General features: G+C 66.7%; 15 protein-coding genes. 8 read left to right on the top strand and 7 right to left on the bottom strand.

All coding sequences use genetic code 11. The annotated features are described in order from the left end of the window. The first annotated feature begins 173 nt into the window (after positions 1 to 173). From JOD97_RS26560 to JOD97_RS26525, 8 genes are all read left to right on the top strand, one after another. Positions 174 to 1,217, top strand: a complete 1,044-nt coding sequence (locus tag JOD97_RS26560) for a rod shape-determining protein (protein ID WP_008445008.1) — start codon at positions 174 to 176, stop codon at positions 1,215 to 1,217. A gap of 87 nt (positions 1,218 to 1,304) precedes the next feature. Continuing rightward, positions 1,305 to 2,567 carry a rod shape-determining protein MreC gene (mreC, locus tag JOD97_RS26555; RefSeq protein ID WP_209725244.1) on the top strand — a complete coding sequence of 421 codons (1,263 nt, stop codon included), beginning with the start codon at positions 1,305 to 1,307 and terminating at the stop codon, positions 2,565 to 2,567. Beyond that, complete coding sequence (gene mreD, locus JOD97_RS26550) at positions 2,564 to 3,076, top strand: rod shape-determining protein MreD (RefSeq protein WP_209725242.1); 513 nt, start codon at positions 2,564 to 2,566, stop codon at positions 3,074 to 3,076. The genes mreC and mreD overlap by 4 nt, the downstream gene beginning before the upstream one ends. Before the next feature lie 12 nt (positions 3,077 to 3,088). Then, positions 3,089 to 5,071, top strand: coding sequence for a penicillin-binding protein 2 (gene mrdA, locus JOD97_RS26545; protein ID WP_209725240.1), 1,983 nt, complete (start codon positions 3,089 to 3,091; stop codon positions 5,069 to 5,071). Positions 5,072 to 5,080: 9 nt separating this feature from the next. Further along, on the top strand, positions 5,081 to 6,193 hold the full coding sequence (gene rodA / locus JOD97_RS26540; RefSeq protein ID WP_209725238.1) for a rod shape-determining protein RodA: 1,113 nt from the start codon (positions 5,081 to 5,083) through the stop codon (positions 6,191 to 6,193). Positions 6,194 to 6,239: 46 nt separating this feature from the next. Then, positions 6,240 to 7,385 (top strand): rod shape-determining protein RodA, encoded by a 1,146-nt coding sequence (gene rodA, locus JOD97_RS26535; protein ID WP_209725236.1) that lies wholly within the window; start codon positions 6,240 to 6,242, stop codon positions 7,383 to 7,385. Then, positions 7,382 to 9,481 carry a penicillin-binding protein 2 gene (gene mrdA / locus JOD97_RS26530; protein ID WP_209725234.1) on the top strand — a complete coding sequence of 700 codons (2,100 nt, stop codon included), beginning with the start codon at positions 7,382 to 7,384 and terminating at the stop codon, positions 9,479 to 9,481. Before rodA (JOD97_RS26535) ends, mrdA (JOD97_RS26530) begins: the two co-directional genes overlap by 4 nt. A gap of 10 nt (positions 9,482 to 9,491) precedes the next feature. Next, positions 9,492 to 10,640: a septal ring lytic transglycosylase RlpA family protein gene (locus tag JOD97_RS26525; RefSeq protein ID WP_209725232.1), complete on the top strand. Its 1,149-nt coding sequence runs from the start codon at positions 9,492 to 9,494 to the stop codon at positions 10,638 to 10,640. Positions 10,641 to 10,775: 135 nt separating this feature from the next. Here JOD97_RS26525 and JOD97_RS26520 read toward each other — a convergent pair whose 3' ends face one another. The 7 genes from JOD97_RS26520 to argS are packed head-to-tail and all read right to left on the bottom strand — an operon-like array spanning position 10,776 to position 17,103. After that, the gene (locus tag JOD97_RS26520; RefSeq protein WP_209725230.1) at positions 10,776 to 11,474 is read right to left on the bottom strand and encodes an SPOR domain-containing protein; all 699 of its coding nucleotides are present in this window, start codon (positions 11,472 to 11,474) and stop codon (positions 10,776 to 10,778) included. A gap of 16 nt (positions 11,475 to 11,490) precedes the next feature. Beyond that, positions 11,491 to 12,261, bottom strand: coding sequence for a type III pantothenate kinase (locus tag JOD97_RS26515; protein ID WP_209725228.1), 771 nt, complete (start codon positions 12,259 to 12,261; stop codon positions 11,491 to 11,493). Next, on the bottom strand, positions 12,258 to 13,094 hold the full coding sequence (locus JOD97_RS26510) for a biotin--[acetyl-CoA-carboxylase] ligase (RefSeq protein ID WP_209725226.1): 837 nt from the start codon (positions 13,092 to 13,094) through the stop codon (positions 12,258 to 12,260). The genes JOD97_RS26515 and JOD97_RS26510 overlap by 4 nt, the downstream gene beginning before the upstream one ends. A 26-nt stretch (positions 13,095 to 13,120) precedes the next feature. Beyond that, a complete protein-coding gene (locus JOD97_RS26505) occupies positions 13,121 to 13,912 on the bottom strand; it encodes an SDR family oxidoreductase (RefSeq protein ID WP_209725224.1) in 792 nt (263 codons plus the stop codon). A gap of 55 nt (positions 13,913 to 13,967) precedes the next feature. Continuing rightward, on the bottom strand, positions 13,968 to 14,645 hold the full coding sequence (locus JOD97_RS26500; RefSeq protein WP_209725222.1) for a thiol:disulfide interchange protein DsbA/DsbL: 678 nt from the start codon (positions 14,643 to 14,645) through the stop codon (positions 13,968 to 13,970). Positions 14,646 to 14,667: 22 nt separating this feature from the next. After that, positions 14,668 to 15,372 carry an SPOR domain-containing protein gene (locus JOD97_RS26495; protein WP_209725220.1) on the bottom strand — a complete coding sequence of 235 codons (705 nt, stop codon included), beginning with the start codon at positions 15,370 to 15,372 and terminating at the stop codon, positions 14,668 to 14,670. Positions 15,373 to 15,393: 21 nt separating this feature from the next. After that, positions 15,394 to 17,103 carry an arginine--tRNA ligase gene (gene argS / locus JOD97_RS26490; RefSeq protein ID WP_209725218.1) on the bottom strand — a complete coding sequence of 570 codons (1,710 nt, stop codon included), beginning with the start codon at positions 17,101 to 17,103 and terminating at the stop codon, positions 15,394 to 15,396. Positions 17,104 to 17,160 lie beyond the last annotated feature (57 nt).

Here is a 17,160-nt window from a genome sequence, read left to right as displayed (position 1 = left end):
TAACTTGCAAGCTGAGCCGATACACTTTTGGGTGGATTTTCGGCAAATCGCATTCAAATTATAAGGTAGAATGGCGGGTTGATGCGTTGCCGGGGCTGAATCATTGCTGCCGCCGCTCACCACAGGACATCTTTCGACAGCTTACGCGCACCCAGTAGCGCCACAGGACACTCATGTTTGGTTTTTTACGCAGGTATATTTCCACCGATCTGGCCATCGATTTGGGCACGGCCAACACCTTGATCTACGTTCGCGGCCAGGGCATCGTCCTCGATGAGCCATCGGTCGTCGCGATCCGCCAGGAAGGCGGCCCCAACGGCAAGAAGACGATCCAGGCGGTCGGCAAGGAAGCAAAACAGATGCTGGGCAAGGTCCCCGGCAACATCGAGGCGATCCGCCCGATGAAAGACGGCGTGATCGCCGACTTCACCGTCACCGAGCAAATGCTCAAGCAGTTCATCCGCATGGTGCACGACTCCAAATTCTTCCGTCCCTCGCCGCGCATCATCATCTGCGTGCCGTGCGGCTCGACCCAGGTCGAGCGCCGCGCGATCCGCGAATCGGCGCTCGGCGCCGGCGCCTCGCAGGTGTACCTGATCGAAGAACCGATGGCCGCCGCGATCGGCGCCGGCCTGCCGGTGTCGGACGCCACCGGCTCGATGGTGGTCGACATCGGCGGCGGCACCACCGAAGTGGGCATCATTTCGCTGGGCGGCATGGTGTATAAAGGTTCGGTGCGCGTCGGCGGCGACAAGTTCGACGAGGCCATCGTCAACTACATCCGCCGCAACTACGGCATGCTGATCGGCGAGCAGACCGCCGAGGCGATCAAGAAGGCCATCGGTTCGGCCTTCCCGGGCTCCGAAGTCAAGGAGATGGAAGTCAAGGGCCGCAACCTGTCCGAGGGCATTCCGCGCTCGTTCACGATTTCGTCCAACGAGATCCTTGAAGCGCTGACCGACCCGCTCAATAATATCGTGTCGGCCGTGAAGAACGCGCTGGAGCAGACCCCGCCCGAACTGGGCGCCGACATCGCCGAAAAAGGCATGATGCTGACCGGCGGCGGCGCGCTGCTGCGCGACCTGGACCGTCTGCTGATGGAGGAAACCGGCCTGCCGGTGCTGGTGGCCGAGGACCCGCTGACCTGCGTGGTGCGGGGCTCGGGCATGGCGCTGGAACGGATGGACCAGCTGGGCTCGATCTTCTCCTACGAATGATCAAGACGGGGCCGCGAAACAGCGGCCCCGGTGCTTTGGATGAGTTGACAGTCTCGTTGGCGCGGGAGCGCCGGATTATTGGAAGTCATGGAATACAGTCCTCCGCCACTTTTCAAGCAAGGCGCTTCGGCCCGGGTCAAGATGACGGTGTTCGCGTGCATATCGATTGCACTGCTGTTGGTCGACGCGCGCATGCGCACCCTGTCGACCGTGCGCCAGGTGGCGGGTACCGTGCTGTACCCGCTGCAAATGGTCGCGCTGCTGCCGCGCGACGCCATCTACGGCGTCGGCGACTACTTCTCCACGTTGTCGTCGATGAAAAAGCAGGTCAATGAGCTCAAACGCCAGCAGATCGCCGACGCCCAGGCGCTGCAGCAGGCGCAGTTGCGCACCGTCGAGAACAACCAGCTGCGCAAGCTGATGGGCGCGCGCGAGCAGCTGCCCGTCAAGTCGATGCTGGCCGAGGTGCTGTACGACGCGCGCGACGCCAACAGCCGCAAGATCATCCTCGACCGCGGCATCAAGAGCGACGTCATGCTCGGCATGCCGGTGATCGACAACCAGGGCGTGGTCGGGCAGGTGACGCGGGTGTTCCCGTTCACGTCCGAGGTCACGCTGCTGACCGACAAGGAGCAGGCCATCCCGGTGCAGCTGCTGCGCAACGGCTTGCGCAGCGTGGCCTATGGCCGCGGCAAGGTCGGCGCGCTGGAGCTGCGCTTCACCGCGCCCAACGCCGACATCCAGGTCGGCGACATCGTCGTCACCTCGGGCCTGGACGGCATCTACCCGGCCGGCCTGGCCGTGGCGCGCGTGACGCAGGTGGAAAACAGCGCCGGCGGCTCGTTCGGCGGCGTGATCTGCCAGCCGCTGGCCGGCGTCGCCAACAACACGCAGCTGCTGATCCTGATGTCGACGCCGGAGCTGCCTCCGCGTCCGCCGGAGGAGGAGCCGCGCACGCCGAAGAAGGGCAATAACAAGATGGCGGCGGTGAAGGACCCGGCCAAGGAGGGCGCCGAGGGCCAGCCCGCGCCGGCCGCCGCCAGCAACGCCGCGCCGGGCCTGATGCCGGTGATGCCGCCGCCGCTGCCGCCGAAGACCGCGCCGGCCGACGGCGCCGCCGCCGCGCCAACGACTACGACTACGAGTACGACTACCGGCGCCGGCGCCGGCGGCGCCGCCAAGCCGGCGGGCGCCACGGCCACGCCGGCCAATGCCGCGACGACGCCGGCCGCGCCGGCCCGCGCCGCAGCCACGGCGACGCCGGCGGCCACCCGGGCCGCGCCGGCCGCCCAGCCACCGGCGGCCCAGACGCCGGCCGCCACCACCGCACCGAAGGAGCCGGCACGATGAATCGTCCACACTATATTCTGCTGCCGGTCAGTCCGCTGTTCATCGCCTTCAGCCTGTTCTGCGCTTTTTTACTGAACCTGCTGCCGTGGGGCCAGTTCGTCGGCGTGCCCGATTTCGTCGCGCTGGTGCTGGTGTTCTGGGGCGTGCACCAGCCGCGCAAGGTCGGCATCGGCACCGCCTTCTTCCTCGGCCTGCTGATGGACGTGCACGACTCGACCCTGCTGGGCGAGAACGCGCTGGCCTACACGCTGCTGTCGTACTTCGCCATCATGCTGCACCGGCGCGTGCTGTGGTTCCCGCTGCTGACGCAGGCGATGCACGTGTTCCCGCTGCTGGTCATGGCGCAGTCGATCCAGCTGGTGATCCGCTTTTTCGTCTCCGGTAAATTCCCGAGCTGGTACTACTTCGTCGAAAGCGTGGTCGCCGTGGCCCTGTGGCCGCTGGCCACGTGGCTGCTGCTGGCGCCGCAGCGGCGCGCGGTCGACCGCGACCACACGCGGCCGATCTGATCCCGTTCCGCCATGACCGAGCTTAAGGACAACCAGCGCGAACTGCACAAGTTCCGCCTGCGCCTGACGGTACTGGGCGCGATGGTGTTCATTTGCTTCGGGCTGCTGCTGGCGCGCTTCATCTGGCTGCAGGTGGTCCAGTACAACGACTTCGCCGTCAAGGCCGAGGACAACCGCATCGCCATCGTGCCGATCGCCCCCAACCGGGGCCTGATCCTGGACCGCAACGGCGTGGTCCTGGCGCGCAACTACTCGGCCTACACGCTCGAGGTCACGCCGTCCAAGCTGGCGATGACGCTCGACGAAACCATCGACGAACTGGCCAAGCTGGTCGCCATCGAGACCAAGGACCGCAAGCGCTTTAAAAAACTGCTGGAGGATTCCAAGCGCTTCGAGAGCGTGCCGCTGCGCACCCGCCTGACGGACGAGGAGGTGGCGCGCTTCTCGGCCCAGCGCTACCGCTTTCCCGGGGTGGAGATCCAGGCCCGCCTGTTCCGCCAGTATCCGCTGGGCGAGGTGGCCTCGCACGTGATCGGCTACATCGGGCGCGTCAACCAGGCCGAGGCCCGCGCCATCGCCGACACCGACGACGCGGCCAACTACAACGGCACCAACCAGATCGGCAAGGAAGGCCTGGAGAAAAGCTACGAGAAGCACCTGCACGGCACCACCGGCTACGAGGAGGTGGAGGTGTCGGCCGGCGGGCGGGCGATCCGCACGCTGTCGCGCACCAACGCCACGCCCGGTAACAACCTGATCCTGTCGATCGACATCGAACTGCAAAAAGTGATCGAGGAGGCGTTCGGCGAGTGGCGCGGCGCGCTGGTGGCGATCGAACCGGAGACGGGCGACATCCTGGCCTATGTCTCGCGCCCCGGCTACGATCCCAACCTGTTCGTCGACGGCATCGACGCGCAAAGCTGGAGCGAGCTCAATACCTCGCTGGACCGGCCGATGGTCAACCGCCCGCTGTCCGGCACCTATCCACCGGGATCGACCTTCAAGCCCTTCATGGCGCTGGCCGCGCTGGAGCTGGGCAAGCGCACGCCGCACCAGGCGATCTTCGATCCGGGTTTTTTCACCTTGGGCGGGCACCGCTTCCGCGACGACAAGCCGGGTGGCCACGGCACGGTCGACATGTACAAATCGATCGTCGACTCGTGCGACACCTACTACTACATGCTCGGCAACGAGTTGGGCATCGACGCCATCCACGACTTCATGAAGCCGTTCGGCTTCGGCCAGCTGACCGGCATCGACCTGGAACACGAGAAGCAGGGCGTGCTGCCGTCGAAGGAATGGAAGCGCACCCGTTTCAAGAAGAACGTGGCGGCGCAGAAGTGGGTCGGCGGCGACACCATCTCGATCAGCATCGGCAACGGCTACAACACCTACACGCCGCTGCAGATGGCGCACGCCGTGGCCAACCTGGCCAACAACGGCGTGGTGATGAAGCCGCACCTGGTCAAGATCATCGAGGACGCGGCCACGCGCGCGCGCAAGCTGACGGTGCCCAAGGAAAGCTACCGCATCGCGCTCAAGCAGGAAAACGTCGATTTCATCAAAAGCGCGATGGTCGGCGTGACCACCGGCGGCACGGCGGCGCGCGCGTTCGCCGGCGCCGGCTACACGTCCGGCGGCAAGACCGGCACCGCGCAGCTGTTCGCCATCAAGAAGAACGAAAAGTACAACGCCAACCTGGTGTCCGAGCGCCTGCGCGACAACGCCCTCTACACCGCCTTCGCGCCGGCCGACAAGCCGCGCATCGCCATCGCCGTGGTGGTGGAGAACGGCGGCTTCGGCGCCGCCGTGGCCGCGCCCATCGTGCGCAAGGCGCTCGATTACTACATTCTCGGCAAACGCTCCGGCGACAAGGACACCACGCCCGTGCCCAAGGAGGACGCGGTGCTGCGCTCGGTGCCGGAACTCCAGGCCGAACAGGGCGTGGTCGACGAGAAAAAACCGGGCGCCGAAACCCCGGGCAATACCGAATAAAGGACCTGCATGCGCATCAACGAAAGGCGTTCCCTGTGGCGCCGCCTTCGCCCCTACTTCACCGTCTTCGACGGGCCGCTGACCTTCATCATCCTGATGCTGCTGACTGTCAGCAGCGTCACGCTGTACTCGGCCAGCATCGGCATCCCCGGCAAGATGGAGGACCACCTGCGCAACATCCTGCTGTCGTTCCTGGTGATGTGGGTGGTGGCGAACATCTCGCCGCAAATGATGATGCGCATCGCCGTGCCGGCCTACACGGTCGGCATGATCCTGCTGGTGGCGGTGGCGCTGGTGGGCACCATCAAGCTGGGCGCGCGGCGCTGGCTGCACGTGGGGATCGACATCCAGCCGTCCGAGTTCATGAAGATCGTCACGCCGATGATGCTGGCCTGGTTCTTCCAGCAGCGCGCCGGCCAGTTGCGCTGGCAAAGCTACAGCATCGCCGCGCTGCTGCTGATGATGCCCGTCGGGCTGATCGTGCGCCAGCCGGACCTCGGCACCGCGCTGCTGGTGGTGGCGGCCGGTTTCGCCGTGATTTTCCTGGCCGGCCTGGCGTGGAAGGCGCTGGCCGGGTTGCTGCTGGCGGGCGCCGCCAGCCTGCCGGTGATCTGGTCGCTGCTGCACGACTACCAGCGCGAGCGCGTCATGACCTTGATCGATCCGACCTCCGACCCGCTGGGCAAGGGCTTCCACATCATCCAGTCGACCATCGCGGTCGGCTCGGGCGGCATCACCGGCAAGGGCTGGACCCACGGCACGCAAGCCCACCTGGAGTTCATCCCGGAGCGCACCACCGACTTTATCTTCGCCGTGTATTCGGAGGAGTTCGGGCTGGTGGGCAATCTGCTGCTGATGGTGTTGTTCCTGCTGCTGATCGGCCGTGGCCTGATGATCGCCGGGAACGCGCCCAATTTCTTCAGCCGCCTGATGGCCGGCGCCATGACGATGATTTACTTCACCTACGCGTTCGTCAACATGGGCATGGTCAGCGGCATCCTGCCGGTGGTCGGCGTGCCGCTGCCATATATGAGCTACGGCGGCACCGCGCTGCTCACGCTGGGCATCGCCGGCGGCATCCTGATGAGCATTCAACGTCACCGCAAGCTGGTGCAAACGTGATGGGCGCAGGTAGCACGCCCATCGGCGCCAGGTAGGGGGCCGCCGCATGCGTTTCAACGACGGGCGCTCGCCATGGCAGCGCCTCCGCACCCATGTCATGGTGTTCGACATTCCGCTGGCCCTCGTCATCCTGGCACTGCTGTCGGTGGGGCTGGTCACGCTGTACTCGGCCGGCCTCGCCATTCCGGGCAAGGTGTCCGACCAGCTGCGCAACATCGCCGCCGCCTTCCTCGTCATGTGGCTGGCCGCGAACGTCCCGCCGCAAACGCTGATGCGCGTCGCCGTGCCGGCCTACGCGCTGGCGGTGGCGCTGCTGGTGGCCGTGGCGCTGGCCGGCACCATCAAGGGCGGCTCGCGCCGCTGGATCACCATCGGCATCCAGCTGCAGCCGTCCGAATTCATGAAGATCGCCATGCCGCTGATGCTGGCCTGGTTCTTCCAGCGCCAGGCCGGCCAGTTGCGCTGGCAGGTGTATGCGATCGCCGCGCTGCTGCTGGCGGTGCCGGTCTTGCTGATCGCGCGCCAGCCGGACCTGGGCACCGCGATGCTGGTGGTGGCGGCCGGCGCCTGCGTGATCTTCCTGGCGGGGCTGTCGTGGAAGGCGCTGGCGGCGCTAGTGGCGGCGGCGTGCGCCGGCATGCCCTTGTTGTGGGCCGTGATGCACGACTACCAGCGCGAGCGCGTGCTGACCTTGATCGATCCCTATCACGACCCGCTGGGCAAGGGGTTCCACATCATCCAGTCGATGATCGCCATCGGCTCCGGCGGCGCGGCGGGCAAGGGCTGGACCCACGGCACGCAGGCGCACCTGGAGTTCATCCCCGAGCGCACCACCGACTTTATTTTCGCCGTCTTCTCCGAGGAATTCGGCCTCACCGGCAATCTGGTGCTGATGGTGCTGTACCTGCTGCTGATCTGGCGCGGGCTCTCCATCGCACTCAATGCATCCACTTTCTTTACGCGCCTGCTGGCGGGCGCCATCACGATGATTTACTTTACCTACGCTTTCGTCAACATGGGCATGGTCAGCGGCATCGTGCCGGTGGTCGGCGTGCCCCTGCCGTTCATGAGCTATGGCGGCACCGCCTTGCTGACGCTGGGCCTCGCCGCCGGCATTTTAATGAGCATCCAGCGGCATAGCCGCGGTGTGCGCAACCCGTCCGGCGCGCCGGCGTGGGGTGCGCTGGCATGATGGAGATCAAGGACACCGAGCGCGAACTGAAAGAGTTCCGCCTGCGGATCGCGGTGCTGGGCATCGCCGTTTTCGTTTGCTTTGGATTGCTGCTGGCGCGCTTCATCTGGCTGCAGGTGATCAAGCACGACGACTTTGTCGTCAAGGCGGAGGAGAACCGCATCGCCATCGTGCCGATCACGCCCAATCGCGGGCTGATTTTGGACCGCAACGGCGTGGTCCTGGCGCGCAACTACTCGGCCTATACGCTGGAGATCACGCCGTCCAAGCTGACGGCGACGCTCGACGAGACGATCGACGAGTTGTCCAAGCTGGTCAACATCGAGGTCAAGGACCGTAAGCGGTTCAAGAAGCTGCTGGAGGAATCCAAGCGCTTCGAGAGCGTGCCGCTGCGCACCCGCCTGACCGACGAGGAGGTGGCGCGCTTTTCGGCGCAGCGTTTCCGCTTCCCCGGCGTCGAAGTCCAGGCGCGCCTGTTCCGCCAGTATCCGCTGGGGGAGACGGCGTCGCACGTGATCGGCTACATCGGCCGCATCAGCCGCGCCGAGGCCGACGCCATCGAGGACGGCGACGACGCTGCCAACTACAAGGGTACCGACCATATCGGCAAGGAGGGGCTGGAGAAAAGCTACGAGCAGCAGCTGCACGGGCGCACCGGCTACGAGGAAGTGGAAGTGACAGCCGGCGGCCGGGCGATTCGCACGCTGTCGCGCAAGCCCGCCACCCCTGGCAGCAACCTGATACTGTCGATCGATATCGAGCTGCAGAAAGTGGTGGAGGACGCCTTCGGCGACCGTCGCGGCGCGCTGGTGGCGATCGAGCCGTCGACCGGCGACATCCTGGCCTATGTGTCCCGGCCCGGCTACGATCCCAATCTGTTCGTCGACGGCATCGACTCGCAGAGCTGGAACGACCTTAATAATTCGCTGGACCGGCCGATGGTCAACCGGCCGCTGTCGGGTACCTACGCGCCGGGATCGACCTTCAAGCCTTTCATGGCGCTGGCGGCGCTGGAGCTGGGCAAGCGCACCACCACCCAGACCACCTACGATCCGGGTTACTACTACCTGGGCGGCCACAAGTTCAACGATGACGTGGTGGGCGGCCATGGTTCGGTCGCCATGCACAAATCCATCGTCGTGTCGTGCAACACCTATTATTACGAGCTCGGTCACGACATGGGGATCGACATGATCCACGATTTCATGAAGCCTTTCGGCTTTGGCCAGAAGACCGGCATCGACCTGGCCAACGAAAAGGTCGGCGTGCTGCCGTCGCAGGAGTGGAAGCGCAAGCGCTTCAAGGGTGCGGCGGGGCGCTGGGTCGGTGGTGATACGATCTCGGTCAGCAACGGCTCCGGCTACAACGCCTACACGCCGCTGCAGATCGCGCACGCCGTGGCCAACCTGGCCAACGACGGCGTGGTGATGAAACCGCACCTGGTGAAGATTCTCGAGGATGGATCGACCCGGGCGCGCACGCTGACGGTGTCGAAGGAGAGCTATCGGATTCCGCTCAAGCAGGAGAACATCGATTTCATCAAGAACGCGATGGTCGGCGTGACCACGGAGGCCGGCGGCACCGGCGTGCGCGCCTTCGCCGGCGCCGAGTACCGGGTCGGCGGCAAGACCGGCACGGCGCAGGTGATCACGATTAAGAAGGGCGAGAAGTACAATGCCGCCAAACTGGCGGAACGGCTGCGCGACAACGCGCTGTTCACGGCGTTCGCGCCGGCCGACAAGCCGCGCATCGCGATCGCGCTGGTGGTGGAAAACGCCGGCAAGGGCGGCGCGGAAGCCGCGCCGATCGCGCGCAAGGCGCTCGACTATTACCTGCTGGGCAAGCGCCAGGGCGGAAAGGATACAACCAAAGTGGAAAAAGAAGACGCGGAAGAAGTGGTGCCGGTGGAAGGCCAGACCCTGGAAGAGCAGGCCGCCGCCGCGCGGCTCGAACGCGGCGCGGGCGTGGATGCGAACGCGCCGGCCCAGCCGGCGGCACCGGGCGCTCCGACGACGCCCGCACCGGCCGCACCGGCCGCCCCCGCCGCCCCGGCGCCGGCCACGCAGCCGGTGCCGCCGGCGCGCAAAACACAATGAGGAGGACGCCATGCGCATGAATCGACGCCAACTCCGCAACGCCTGCGCGGCGCTGGCCCTGCTGGTGCTGGCCGGTTGCGGCACCGTTCCGACATCGGAGGATGCGCCATCCAGGCCGCCGCGCGCGTCGGGGCCGGTGATCAAGTCGCCGTCCACCACCAAGCCGGCCACCGGCTTGCCGGCGCTGCCGCCTGCTAATTCGGGGCGCGGCGGTTATTATCAGGATGACGGTCCCGGCGACTCGCCGCCGGAGAACCTGGCCGACGTGCCGGACGCCGACGTGCGCAACGATCCGCTGCTGCCGCGCTCCAACCGGCCCTACGTCGTCCTTGGCAAGACCTATACGCCGATCACCGACAACGAGCCGTTCACGCAGGTCGGCATGGGCACCTGGTATGGGAAGAAATTCCACGGCCAGCGTACTTCGTCGGGCGAGATCTACGACATGTACAAGATGACGGCGGCCCATCCGACGCTGCCGATTCCTTCGTATGCGCGCGTGACCAACATGGTCAGCGGGGCGACGGTGATCGTGCGTATCAACGACCGCGGGCCTTTCCACGCCAAGCGGGCGATCGACGTGTCTTACACGGCGGCGCTGAAACTGGGCTTGCTGGGCAAGGGCAGTCATGAGCTGAAGATCGAGCGCATCCTGCCGGAGGAAGTCGACCGCATGTTGGCGACCAAGGAGGGGGTGTCGGGGACGAAGGCGCCGCGTTTGCAGTCGCAGTCGCGGTCGGAGACCAGGTTGTCGTCGTATGCGGGGGAGGGCGGCAAGCAGCCGTCGACGGCGCCGCAGCCTTTGGTGTTGACGCCGCAGGCGGTGCCGGGTGGCGTGGCGGTGGTGAGCGCGCCGGTGGTGCCGCTCGCGACCGCGTCGGCGGCCAAGCCGGAGATCGAGGCGTTGATGCTGGGTGATCGTGCGCCGGCGGTGGTTGGTGGCTATTATCTGCAGCTGGGGGCGTACGCGCGCGCGGAGAACGCGGAAGTCATACGCGGTAAGCTGGTGGGGAACGGGTTCGCGACGCTGGAGGTGGTGCAGAGTGGTTCGGTGCACCGCTTGTTCGGCGGGCCGTTCGCCAGCCGCCAGGAGGCGCTGCAGGCGGCGCAGGGCTTGCCGTCTTCGTTGAGTCTTAAGCCGATTGTGGTGCAGCGGTGAGGTTTGCGGCGGTGGCGGCTCATGGATGGCGGATTACGCTGCGCTAATCCGCCCTACGTGTCTCCTCGAGACGCGTGCGTTTTCTGAACCACGTAGGGCGGATTGGGCGGAACGCCGTAATCCGCCATGCATGCGTCACCTGCAGCCATGCGTTTGCGTATTGGGGAAATCCGCGCGGATCTGTTCGAGTTTGCCCTGCAGCTCCGCGTCCACGTCGCGGAACTGGAACGCCAGCAGCTTGCTCCCGCTCATGCGCGGCGTGACGCGCGCGCTGCGCACCCCCTGTTTGACCAGCGCCGCCAGCTGGTTCTGCGCCGCGCTCTCGCTTTTGAACACGCCCAGCGAAATCGCCCAGCGCATCGGCGTGTTGTCCGACATGATGAAGTAGTTGGTCACGCCCAGCGCGCGCAGTTCGGCGGCCTTCTTGTCGGCCGCCTCCTTGCTGCCCAGCGGCGGAATGTGCACGATGTAGCTCGATATCTCGGTGCCGGGCAAATTGCGGCGCGACTGCCGGTCGCCCAGTTCCAGCGCGGCCAAGCGCGCTTCGAACCGGCGCGCGTCGGCGATGACGAAGCTGCCGATCTCCACGCACGCCAGCGGTTGCGGCGCGGCCTTGCCCTCGGCCGGCGCGCTGGCCGCATCGGCCCCGCCCGCGGCCGCCGGTGGATGGCCGGCCCGCTCCGCCGAGACGATCGTCAGCTGGTTGGCATTGAGCTGGTTCAGAAGGCGCGCCGGCTCGCGCTCGTTGCCGCTGAAATGACCGAGGTAGCCCTGTCCATACGCGAACAGCGCGCCGTTGACGGCTAACAGCGACCAGAAAATAAACTTCAGCACGGGCTTCCTTGGTGGCTCAGTGGTCTTGCCCGGCGCCGGCGGCGGCGTGCAGGCCTATCAACACGATATTCTCGACGATGCGGTGCGGTACCTTGAGCATCGGCGCGATGTACGGCGCCGCGCCGCCGGAGATGATGCATTCGACCGCGTGGTGCCGCGCGAACGCGTGCTCGATGGCGCCGCTCTGCGCTGCCAGGCAGCCGCTCAAAATGGCGTCGTCGGTATTGTCGGCGAATCCGTCAGGCAGCTTACCGTCTTGCGCAATTTGCGGCAACTGCGCCGTGTTGCGCGCCAGCGAGCTGGCCATCAGGCCCAGGCCGGGCAGGATCATCCCGCCCAGGAACACGCCGTCGGCGGTGATGGCGTCGATCGTGGTGGCGGTGCCGCAGTTGGCGACGATGATGGCGCGGCCCGGCGCCAGCGTGTGGCCGGCGATGGCGGCGGCGAAGCGGTCGCACCCCAGTTGGCCCGGATTGCGGTAGCCGTTGGTCAGCCCCGCCAGCGCCGGCCGCGATTCGAACCAGTCGATCGCGCTGGCCAGCGGCAGCGCGGGGAAGCTCCGCTGCAGTACGTATTCAAGGTGGACGCGCAGCGCGTTGCCGGCCACGTTGGCGATCAGGATGCGCTCGACCGCGCGCTGGCCGGCGGCCTCGCTCCAGATCAGCTCAAGCTGCGTGAGGTCGGCGTGGACCACGGCGCCATGCGCCAGCCAGGTGCCGGGTGGCGCGTCCGCTTCGGCCAGCGCCCATTTGACGCGGGTGTTGCCGGCGTCGATCAGTAAAATCATGATAGTCCGTTAGAAGATGGAATCGTGGACGAGAGGCGCAGCGAGACGTCGCCGGACAGCACCTCGACCGGTCCGTGCGCGGTGTCGAGCATCAGGCGGCCGATGGCGTCGACGCCGGCGGCGCGGCCCTGCTGCAGCACCCGGCCGTGGTCGAGGATGACGACATCGCGCCCCTGCCAGGCGTGCAGCCGGTTCCAGCGCTCGGCGAACGGCGCGAAGCCGGTGTCGTCGAATTCGGCCAGCACGGCGGCCAGGCGGCTGAGCAGGGCGGCCATCAGCTCGTTGCGGTCCATTTTCGCAAGCCACGGCGCGGCGGCCACCGCGCGGCCGATCTGTTCTTCCAGCTCGTCGGGCATCAGCAGGTTGATGCCGACGCCGATGACGGCCCAGACGGCGCCGTCGCCGCCGCCGTCCCTGCGTGCGGCCTGGGTTTCGACCAGGATGCCGGCCAGTTTTTTACCGTCGCGCAGCAGGTCGTTGGGCCATTTGATTTGCACCGGCACGCCCAGCGCGGCGATGGTTTCGGCCAGCGCCACGCCGACCGCCATCGGCAGCCCGGTCATGCGGTGCAGCGGCCCCTTGAAACGCCAGGCCAGCGAAAACATCAGCGCGGCGCCCGGCGCGGACAGCCAACTGCGCCCGGCGCGGCCACGGCCGGCGGTCTGGTTGCCGGCGATGCGCAGCAGCGGTCCGCCGAGCGTGTCGACGCGGGCCAGCAGGTCGGCGTTGGTGGAGCCGGTTTCGGCGACCACCTCGATCGCCACGTGGGTGGCGCTGGTGGCGCAGCGGGCGAGGATGGCGTCGGCCGACAGCGGTGGCGATGTATCAGTCATAGAGCTATTGGTCATGGCGCCATCGTTCATGGCGCGTCCTTGCGCGGTTTGTGCGGCGCCTTGGAGAAAGCGAAGTCGTACACCGCGTTCGGCAGCAGGCGCAGCACCTTGGCGACGACGCCCATCTGCCACGGGATGACGGCGTAGCTGCTGCCGGCGGCGATGGTGCGCGCGGCCTTGGCGGCGAATTTGTCCGCCGCCATCAGGAACGGCATCGGATACGGATTCACCTTGGTCATCGGCGTGTCGATATAGCCTGGGCACAGGGTGACGACCTGGATGCCGTGGGGTTTCAGTTCCAGCCGCAGCGATTCGCAATAGCTGATCACGGCGGCCTTGGAAGCGCTGTACGCCTCGGCGCCGGGCAGGCCGCGTATGCCGGCTACGCTGCCGATGCCGACCAGCCGCGCCGGCGTGCGCTGCGCCTTCATCGCCGCGATGAACGGTGCGAAGGTGGCGGCGGTGGCGACCACGTTGGTGGCGATGATGTCCTCGAACACCGCCAGATCCTCGGCGTACTCGGTCAGCGTGCCGACCGAGATGCCGGCGTTGGCGATCACCACGTCGATGCCGCCGGCGTGGGCGAGGAAGTCGCGCGCGGCGGCGGCGATGGCGCCGTGCTCGCGCACGTCGACGGCGTAGGTGCGGTGATGCGGGGCGCCGGGCGCCGGGCGCGGCAGGGAGGCGGCCAGCCGCTCGAGCGCGTCGCCGCGCCGGGCCAGCAGGCCGAGGGTGGCGCCTTGCGCCGCGTATTCGGCCGCGAGCGCGGCGCCGAGGCCGCTGGAGGCGCCGGTGATGAAGACGCGCTGACCGCTCATGCGCGGGCCCGCAAGGGCGCCGAAGCCGGTGTCAACGCGTCGTCGAGGTACATGCTTACTTCTTTTCCGCTTTCGCTTTCGCGACCAGGAAGTCCATCACCTGCAGGCCCTCGGCGTGCAGCTGGGCTTCGGTGGTGGCGCTCTTCGAGCCTTCGTCGGCCATCGATGGCGAAGTCACGTATTTGCCGTCGATGGCGAACATCGGCCACGAATCGACGCCGTAGGTGTCCATCATCGCGGTGGCCTTGCGCACGCGCCCCTGCACGCCGAAGCCGCGATAGGTGTCGATGAACTTCTGGCGGTCGATGCCCTGCTTGGCGATGAAGTCGAACACCAGCTCGTCGCGGTTCATGCGGTTGCGGTTGACGTGCATCTCGTTGAAGATCTTGGTGTTGATCGCCTCGTTCATCAAGCCCATCGCTTCAAGCGTGAAGAACATCTTTTGCTGCGGCAGTTCGGTGTTGCTGCGCGAGATGTGCACGCGCTTGAAGACGATGTTGTCGCCCTGTTTCTTGACCCACGCCGTCAGCGACGGGTCCAGCGCGTAGCAGTGCGGGCAGGCGTAGTCGAAGAACTCGATCACTTCCACCTTCTTGCCGGTGTCGACCGGTTGCGGCGTCGGCAGGGTTTTGTATTCGACGCCGTTCTTCGGCTCGGCCGGCGACGCGGAAGCCGACGACAGGGCCACGGCGCTCAACAACAGCGCGCTCAAAACGTATTTCAGAATTCGCATCATCACTCCTGACTTGTTTCGGTTACTTTTGATTGCGTACGACAGCGACGTCGACGCCGTTTTCAGACAATTTGCTGCGCACTTTGTTCATCGCCTCGACCTGGTTGAACGGGCCGATGCGAACCCGGTGCAGCACGCCGGTGTCGGTGGTGCGGTCCGACAGGTTGGCCTCGAAGCCGAGCAGTGCCAGCTTGGCGCGGGCGCTTTCGGCGTCGGCCACCTCGCGGAAGGCGCCGGCCTGCAGATAGTAGATGTATTTTTCGTCGGCGTCGCCGGCCGTGGTGGTGGCCGGCGGCGCCTTGGCGACCGGCGTCGGCGTCACGTTCGATGCCGACGGCGGGGTTTTCGGCTTGTCGGCCGCGCCCTGGATGCGGTCGACCACCGCCTGCAGCGGATCGGCCGCCGGCGCCTTGGGTGCCGGTGCCGGCGCGGGGGCGGGCGCCGGAGCGGCCGGGGCCGCCGGCGTGTCGCGGCCGATGTCCTTGGCCGCCGCGCGCGCCGCCTCCTTGTTGCCGTACATCGGCTTGTTCGGATCGGCCGCCTGGCCCGCGGTTGTTTCCGTACTCTTGTTGCTGCGCCCCTTGTCGGTGAACGGGGAGGCCCCCTTGTTGATCACCAGCGCGACGACGACGGCGACGGCCAGGCCGATGACCAGGCCGATAACGATGCCGACGAAGGTGTTGCCCTGCTGGCGCGAACGTGGGGTGAGGCTGGTACGGAAATTCATTGTGCGGGATATCCTTCGCAATTACATTTTGTTGGGAGCGGAGACGCCGATCAGCGCCAGACCGTTTTGCAGCACCTGGCGGGTGGCCACCATCAGCGCGATGCGGGCCGCCTTGAGCGCCTCGTCGTCGACCAGCACGCGTTCGGCGAAGTAGAAGCTGTGCAGGTTGGCGGCCAGGTCGCGCAGGTAGAACGCGATCTGGTGCGGGCCCAATTCGGCCTGCGCGCGCGCCAGCGTTTCCGGATACGCGGCCAGCGTGGCCAGCAGGGTGGCCTCGGTCGGCGCGGTCAGCGGCGACAGGTCGACATCGGCCAGCGCGGCGGCGTCGCCGGTCCATTGTTCCAGCATGCGGCAGATGCGCGCGTGGGCGTACTGCACGTAATACACCGGATTCTCGTCCGAGGTCTTGAGCGCGACGTCGACGTCGAACACGAATTCGGTGTCGGCCTTGCGCGAGATGAGGAAGAAGCGCACGGCGTCGCGGCCCTTGGTGATGTCGCCGCCGCCGGACCATTCGATCAGGTCGCGCACGGTGACGTAGGAGCCGGCGCGCTTGGAGATCTTGACCTCCTCGCCGCCTTTCATCACGGTGACCATCTTGTGCAGCACGTAGTCGGGGAAGCCCTGCGGGATGCCGACGTTGACCGCCTGCAGGCCGGCGCGCACGCGCGCGATGGTGCCGTGGTGGTCGGAGCCCTGGACGTTGATCGCCTGGCCGAAACCGCGCTGGAACTTGACGATGTGGTAGGCCACGTCCGGCACGAAGTAGGTGTAGGTGCCGTCCTTCTTGCGCATGACGCGGTTCTTGTCGTCGCCGTAGTCCTCGGTGCGCAGCCACAGCGCGCCTTCCTCCTCGTACGTCTTGCCGGATTTGTTGAGCATGTCGACGGCGGCGTCGACCTTGCCGTCGGCGTACAGCGACGATTCGAGGTAGTAGTTGTCGAACTTGACGCCGAAGGCCTGCAGGTCGATGTCCTGCTCGTTGCGCAGGTAGGTCACGGCGAAGGCGCGGATCGAGTCGATGTCGTCGATGTCGCCGGAGGCGGTGGCCGGCGCGCCGTCGGAGGCCGAGACGGTCTTTTTGGCCTTGAAGTCCTCGGCGATGTCGGCGATGTAGTCGCCGTTGTAGGCCGATTCGGGCCATTCGGCGTCGCCCGGCTTGAAGCCGCGCAGGCGCGCCTGCACCGAGTTGGCCAGCGTCTGGATCTGCACGCCGGCGTCGTTGTAATAGAACTCGCGGGTGACCGCGTAGCCCTGGGAGCCGAACAGCGACGACAGCGCGTCGCCCAGCGCGGCCTGGCGGCCGTGGCCGACGTGCAGCGGGCCGGTCGGGTTGGCCGAGACGAATTCGATGATCACGCTCTTGCCGGCGCCGGCGTCGCTGCTGCCGTAGGCGGCGCCCTGCGCCAGCACGGCCTTGACCACGGCCTGCTTGGCGGCCGCGCTCACGCGCAGGTTGATGAAGCCGGGGCCGGCGATGTCGGCCGACTCCACCAGGCCCTTGCCGGCCGGGTTGGCCAGCAGCGCCTCGACCACCTTGGTGGCCAGTTCGCGCGGGTTCATTTTGAGCTGCTTGGCCAGTTGCATGGCGATGTTGCAGGCCACGTCACCGTGCGACGGGTCGCGCGGGCGCTCCAGAACCACGTTGGCTTTAACGTCGGTGCCGGCCAGGATCGGTGCGAGGGCGGCCTGGAACAGGGCGGTGATATCTTGTTTTTGTTGGGCGAGCATGAGCGAAATGGCGGCCGGGCCGCGCTAAAAAAATCATCTGAAAGCGAAAACGGCCGG

It is taken from the genome of Duganella sp. 1411 (assembly GCF_017833525.1).
Classification (GTDB): Bacteria; Pseudomonadota; Gammaproteobacteria; order Burkholderiales; family Burkholderiaceae_D; genus Rugamonas.
The sequence above is the reverse complement of the archived record's forward strand: the minus strand, read 5'-3'. Positions and strand labels throughout refer to the sequence as shown.

Excerpts from the sequence above, each read along its gene's own strand:
- JOD97_RS26560 (WP_008445008.1), top strand. The coding sequence starts at position 174 with ATGTTTGGTTTTTTACGCAGGTATATTTCCACCGATCTGGCCATCGAT.
- mreC (WP_209725244.1), top strand. The coding sequence starts at position 1,305 with ATGGAATACAGTCCTCCGCCACTTTTCAAGCAAGGCGCTTCGGCCCGG.
- mreD (WP_209725242.1), top strand. The coding sequence starts at position 2,564 with ATGAATCGTCCACACTATATTCTGCTGCCGGTCAGTCCGCTGTTCATC.
- mrdA (WP_209725240.1), top strand. The coding sequence starts at position 3,089 with ATGACCGAGCTTAAGGACAACCAGCGCGAACTGCACAAGTTCCGCCTG.
- rodA (WP_209725238.1), top strand. The coding sequence starts at position 5,081 with ATGCGCATCAACGAAAGGCGTTCCCTGTGGCGCCGCCTTCGCCCCTAC.
- rodA (WP_209725236.1), top strand. The coding sequence starts at position 6,240 with ATGCGTTTCAACGACGGGCGCTCGCCATGGCAGCGCCTCCGCACCCAT.
- mrdA (WP_209725234.1), top strand. The coding sequence starts at position 7,382 with ATGATGGAGATCAAGGACACCGAGCGCGAACTGAAAGAGTTCCGCCTG.
- JOD97_RS26525 (WP_209725232.1), top strand. The coding sequence starts at position 9,492 with ATGCGCATGAATCGACGCCAACTCCGCAACGCCTGCGCGGCGCTGGCC.
- JOD97_RS26515 (WP_209725228.1), bottom strand. The coding sequence starts at position 12,261 with ATGATTTTACTGATCGACGCCGGCAACACCCGCGTCAAATGGGCGCTG.
- JOD97_RS26510 (WP_209725226.1), bottom strand. The coding sequence starts at position 13,094 with ATGACTGATACATCGCCACCGCTGTCGGCCGACGCCATCCTCGCCCGC.
- JOD97_RS26505 (WP_209725224.1), bottom strand. The coding sequence starts at position 13,912 with ATGAGCGGTCAGCGCGTCTTCATCACCGGCGCCTCCAGCGGCCTCGGC.
- JOD97_RS26500 (WP_209725222.1), bottom strand. The coding sequence starts at position 14,645 with ATGCGAATTCTGAAATACGTTTTGAGCGCGCTGTTGTTGAGCGCCGTG.
- JOD97_RS26495 (WP_209725220.1), bottom strand. The coding sequence starts at position 15,372 with ATGAATTTCCGTACCAGCCTCACCCCACGTTCGCGCCAGCAGGGCAAC.
- argS (WP_209725218.1), bottom strand. The coding sequence starts at position 17,103 with ATGCTCGCCCAACAAAAACAAGATATCACCGCCCTGTTCCAGGCCGCC.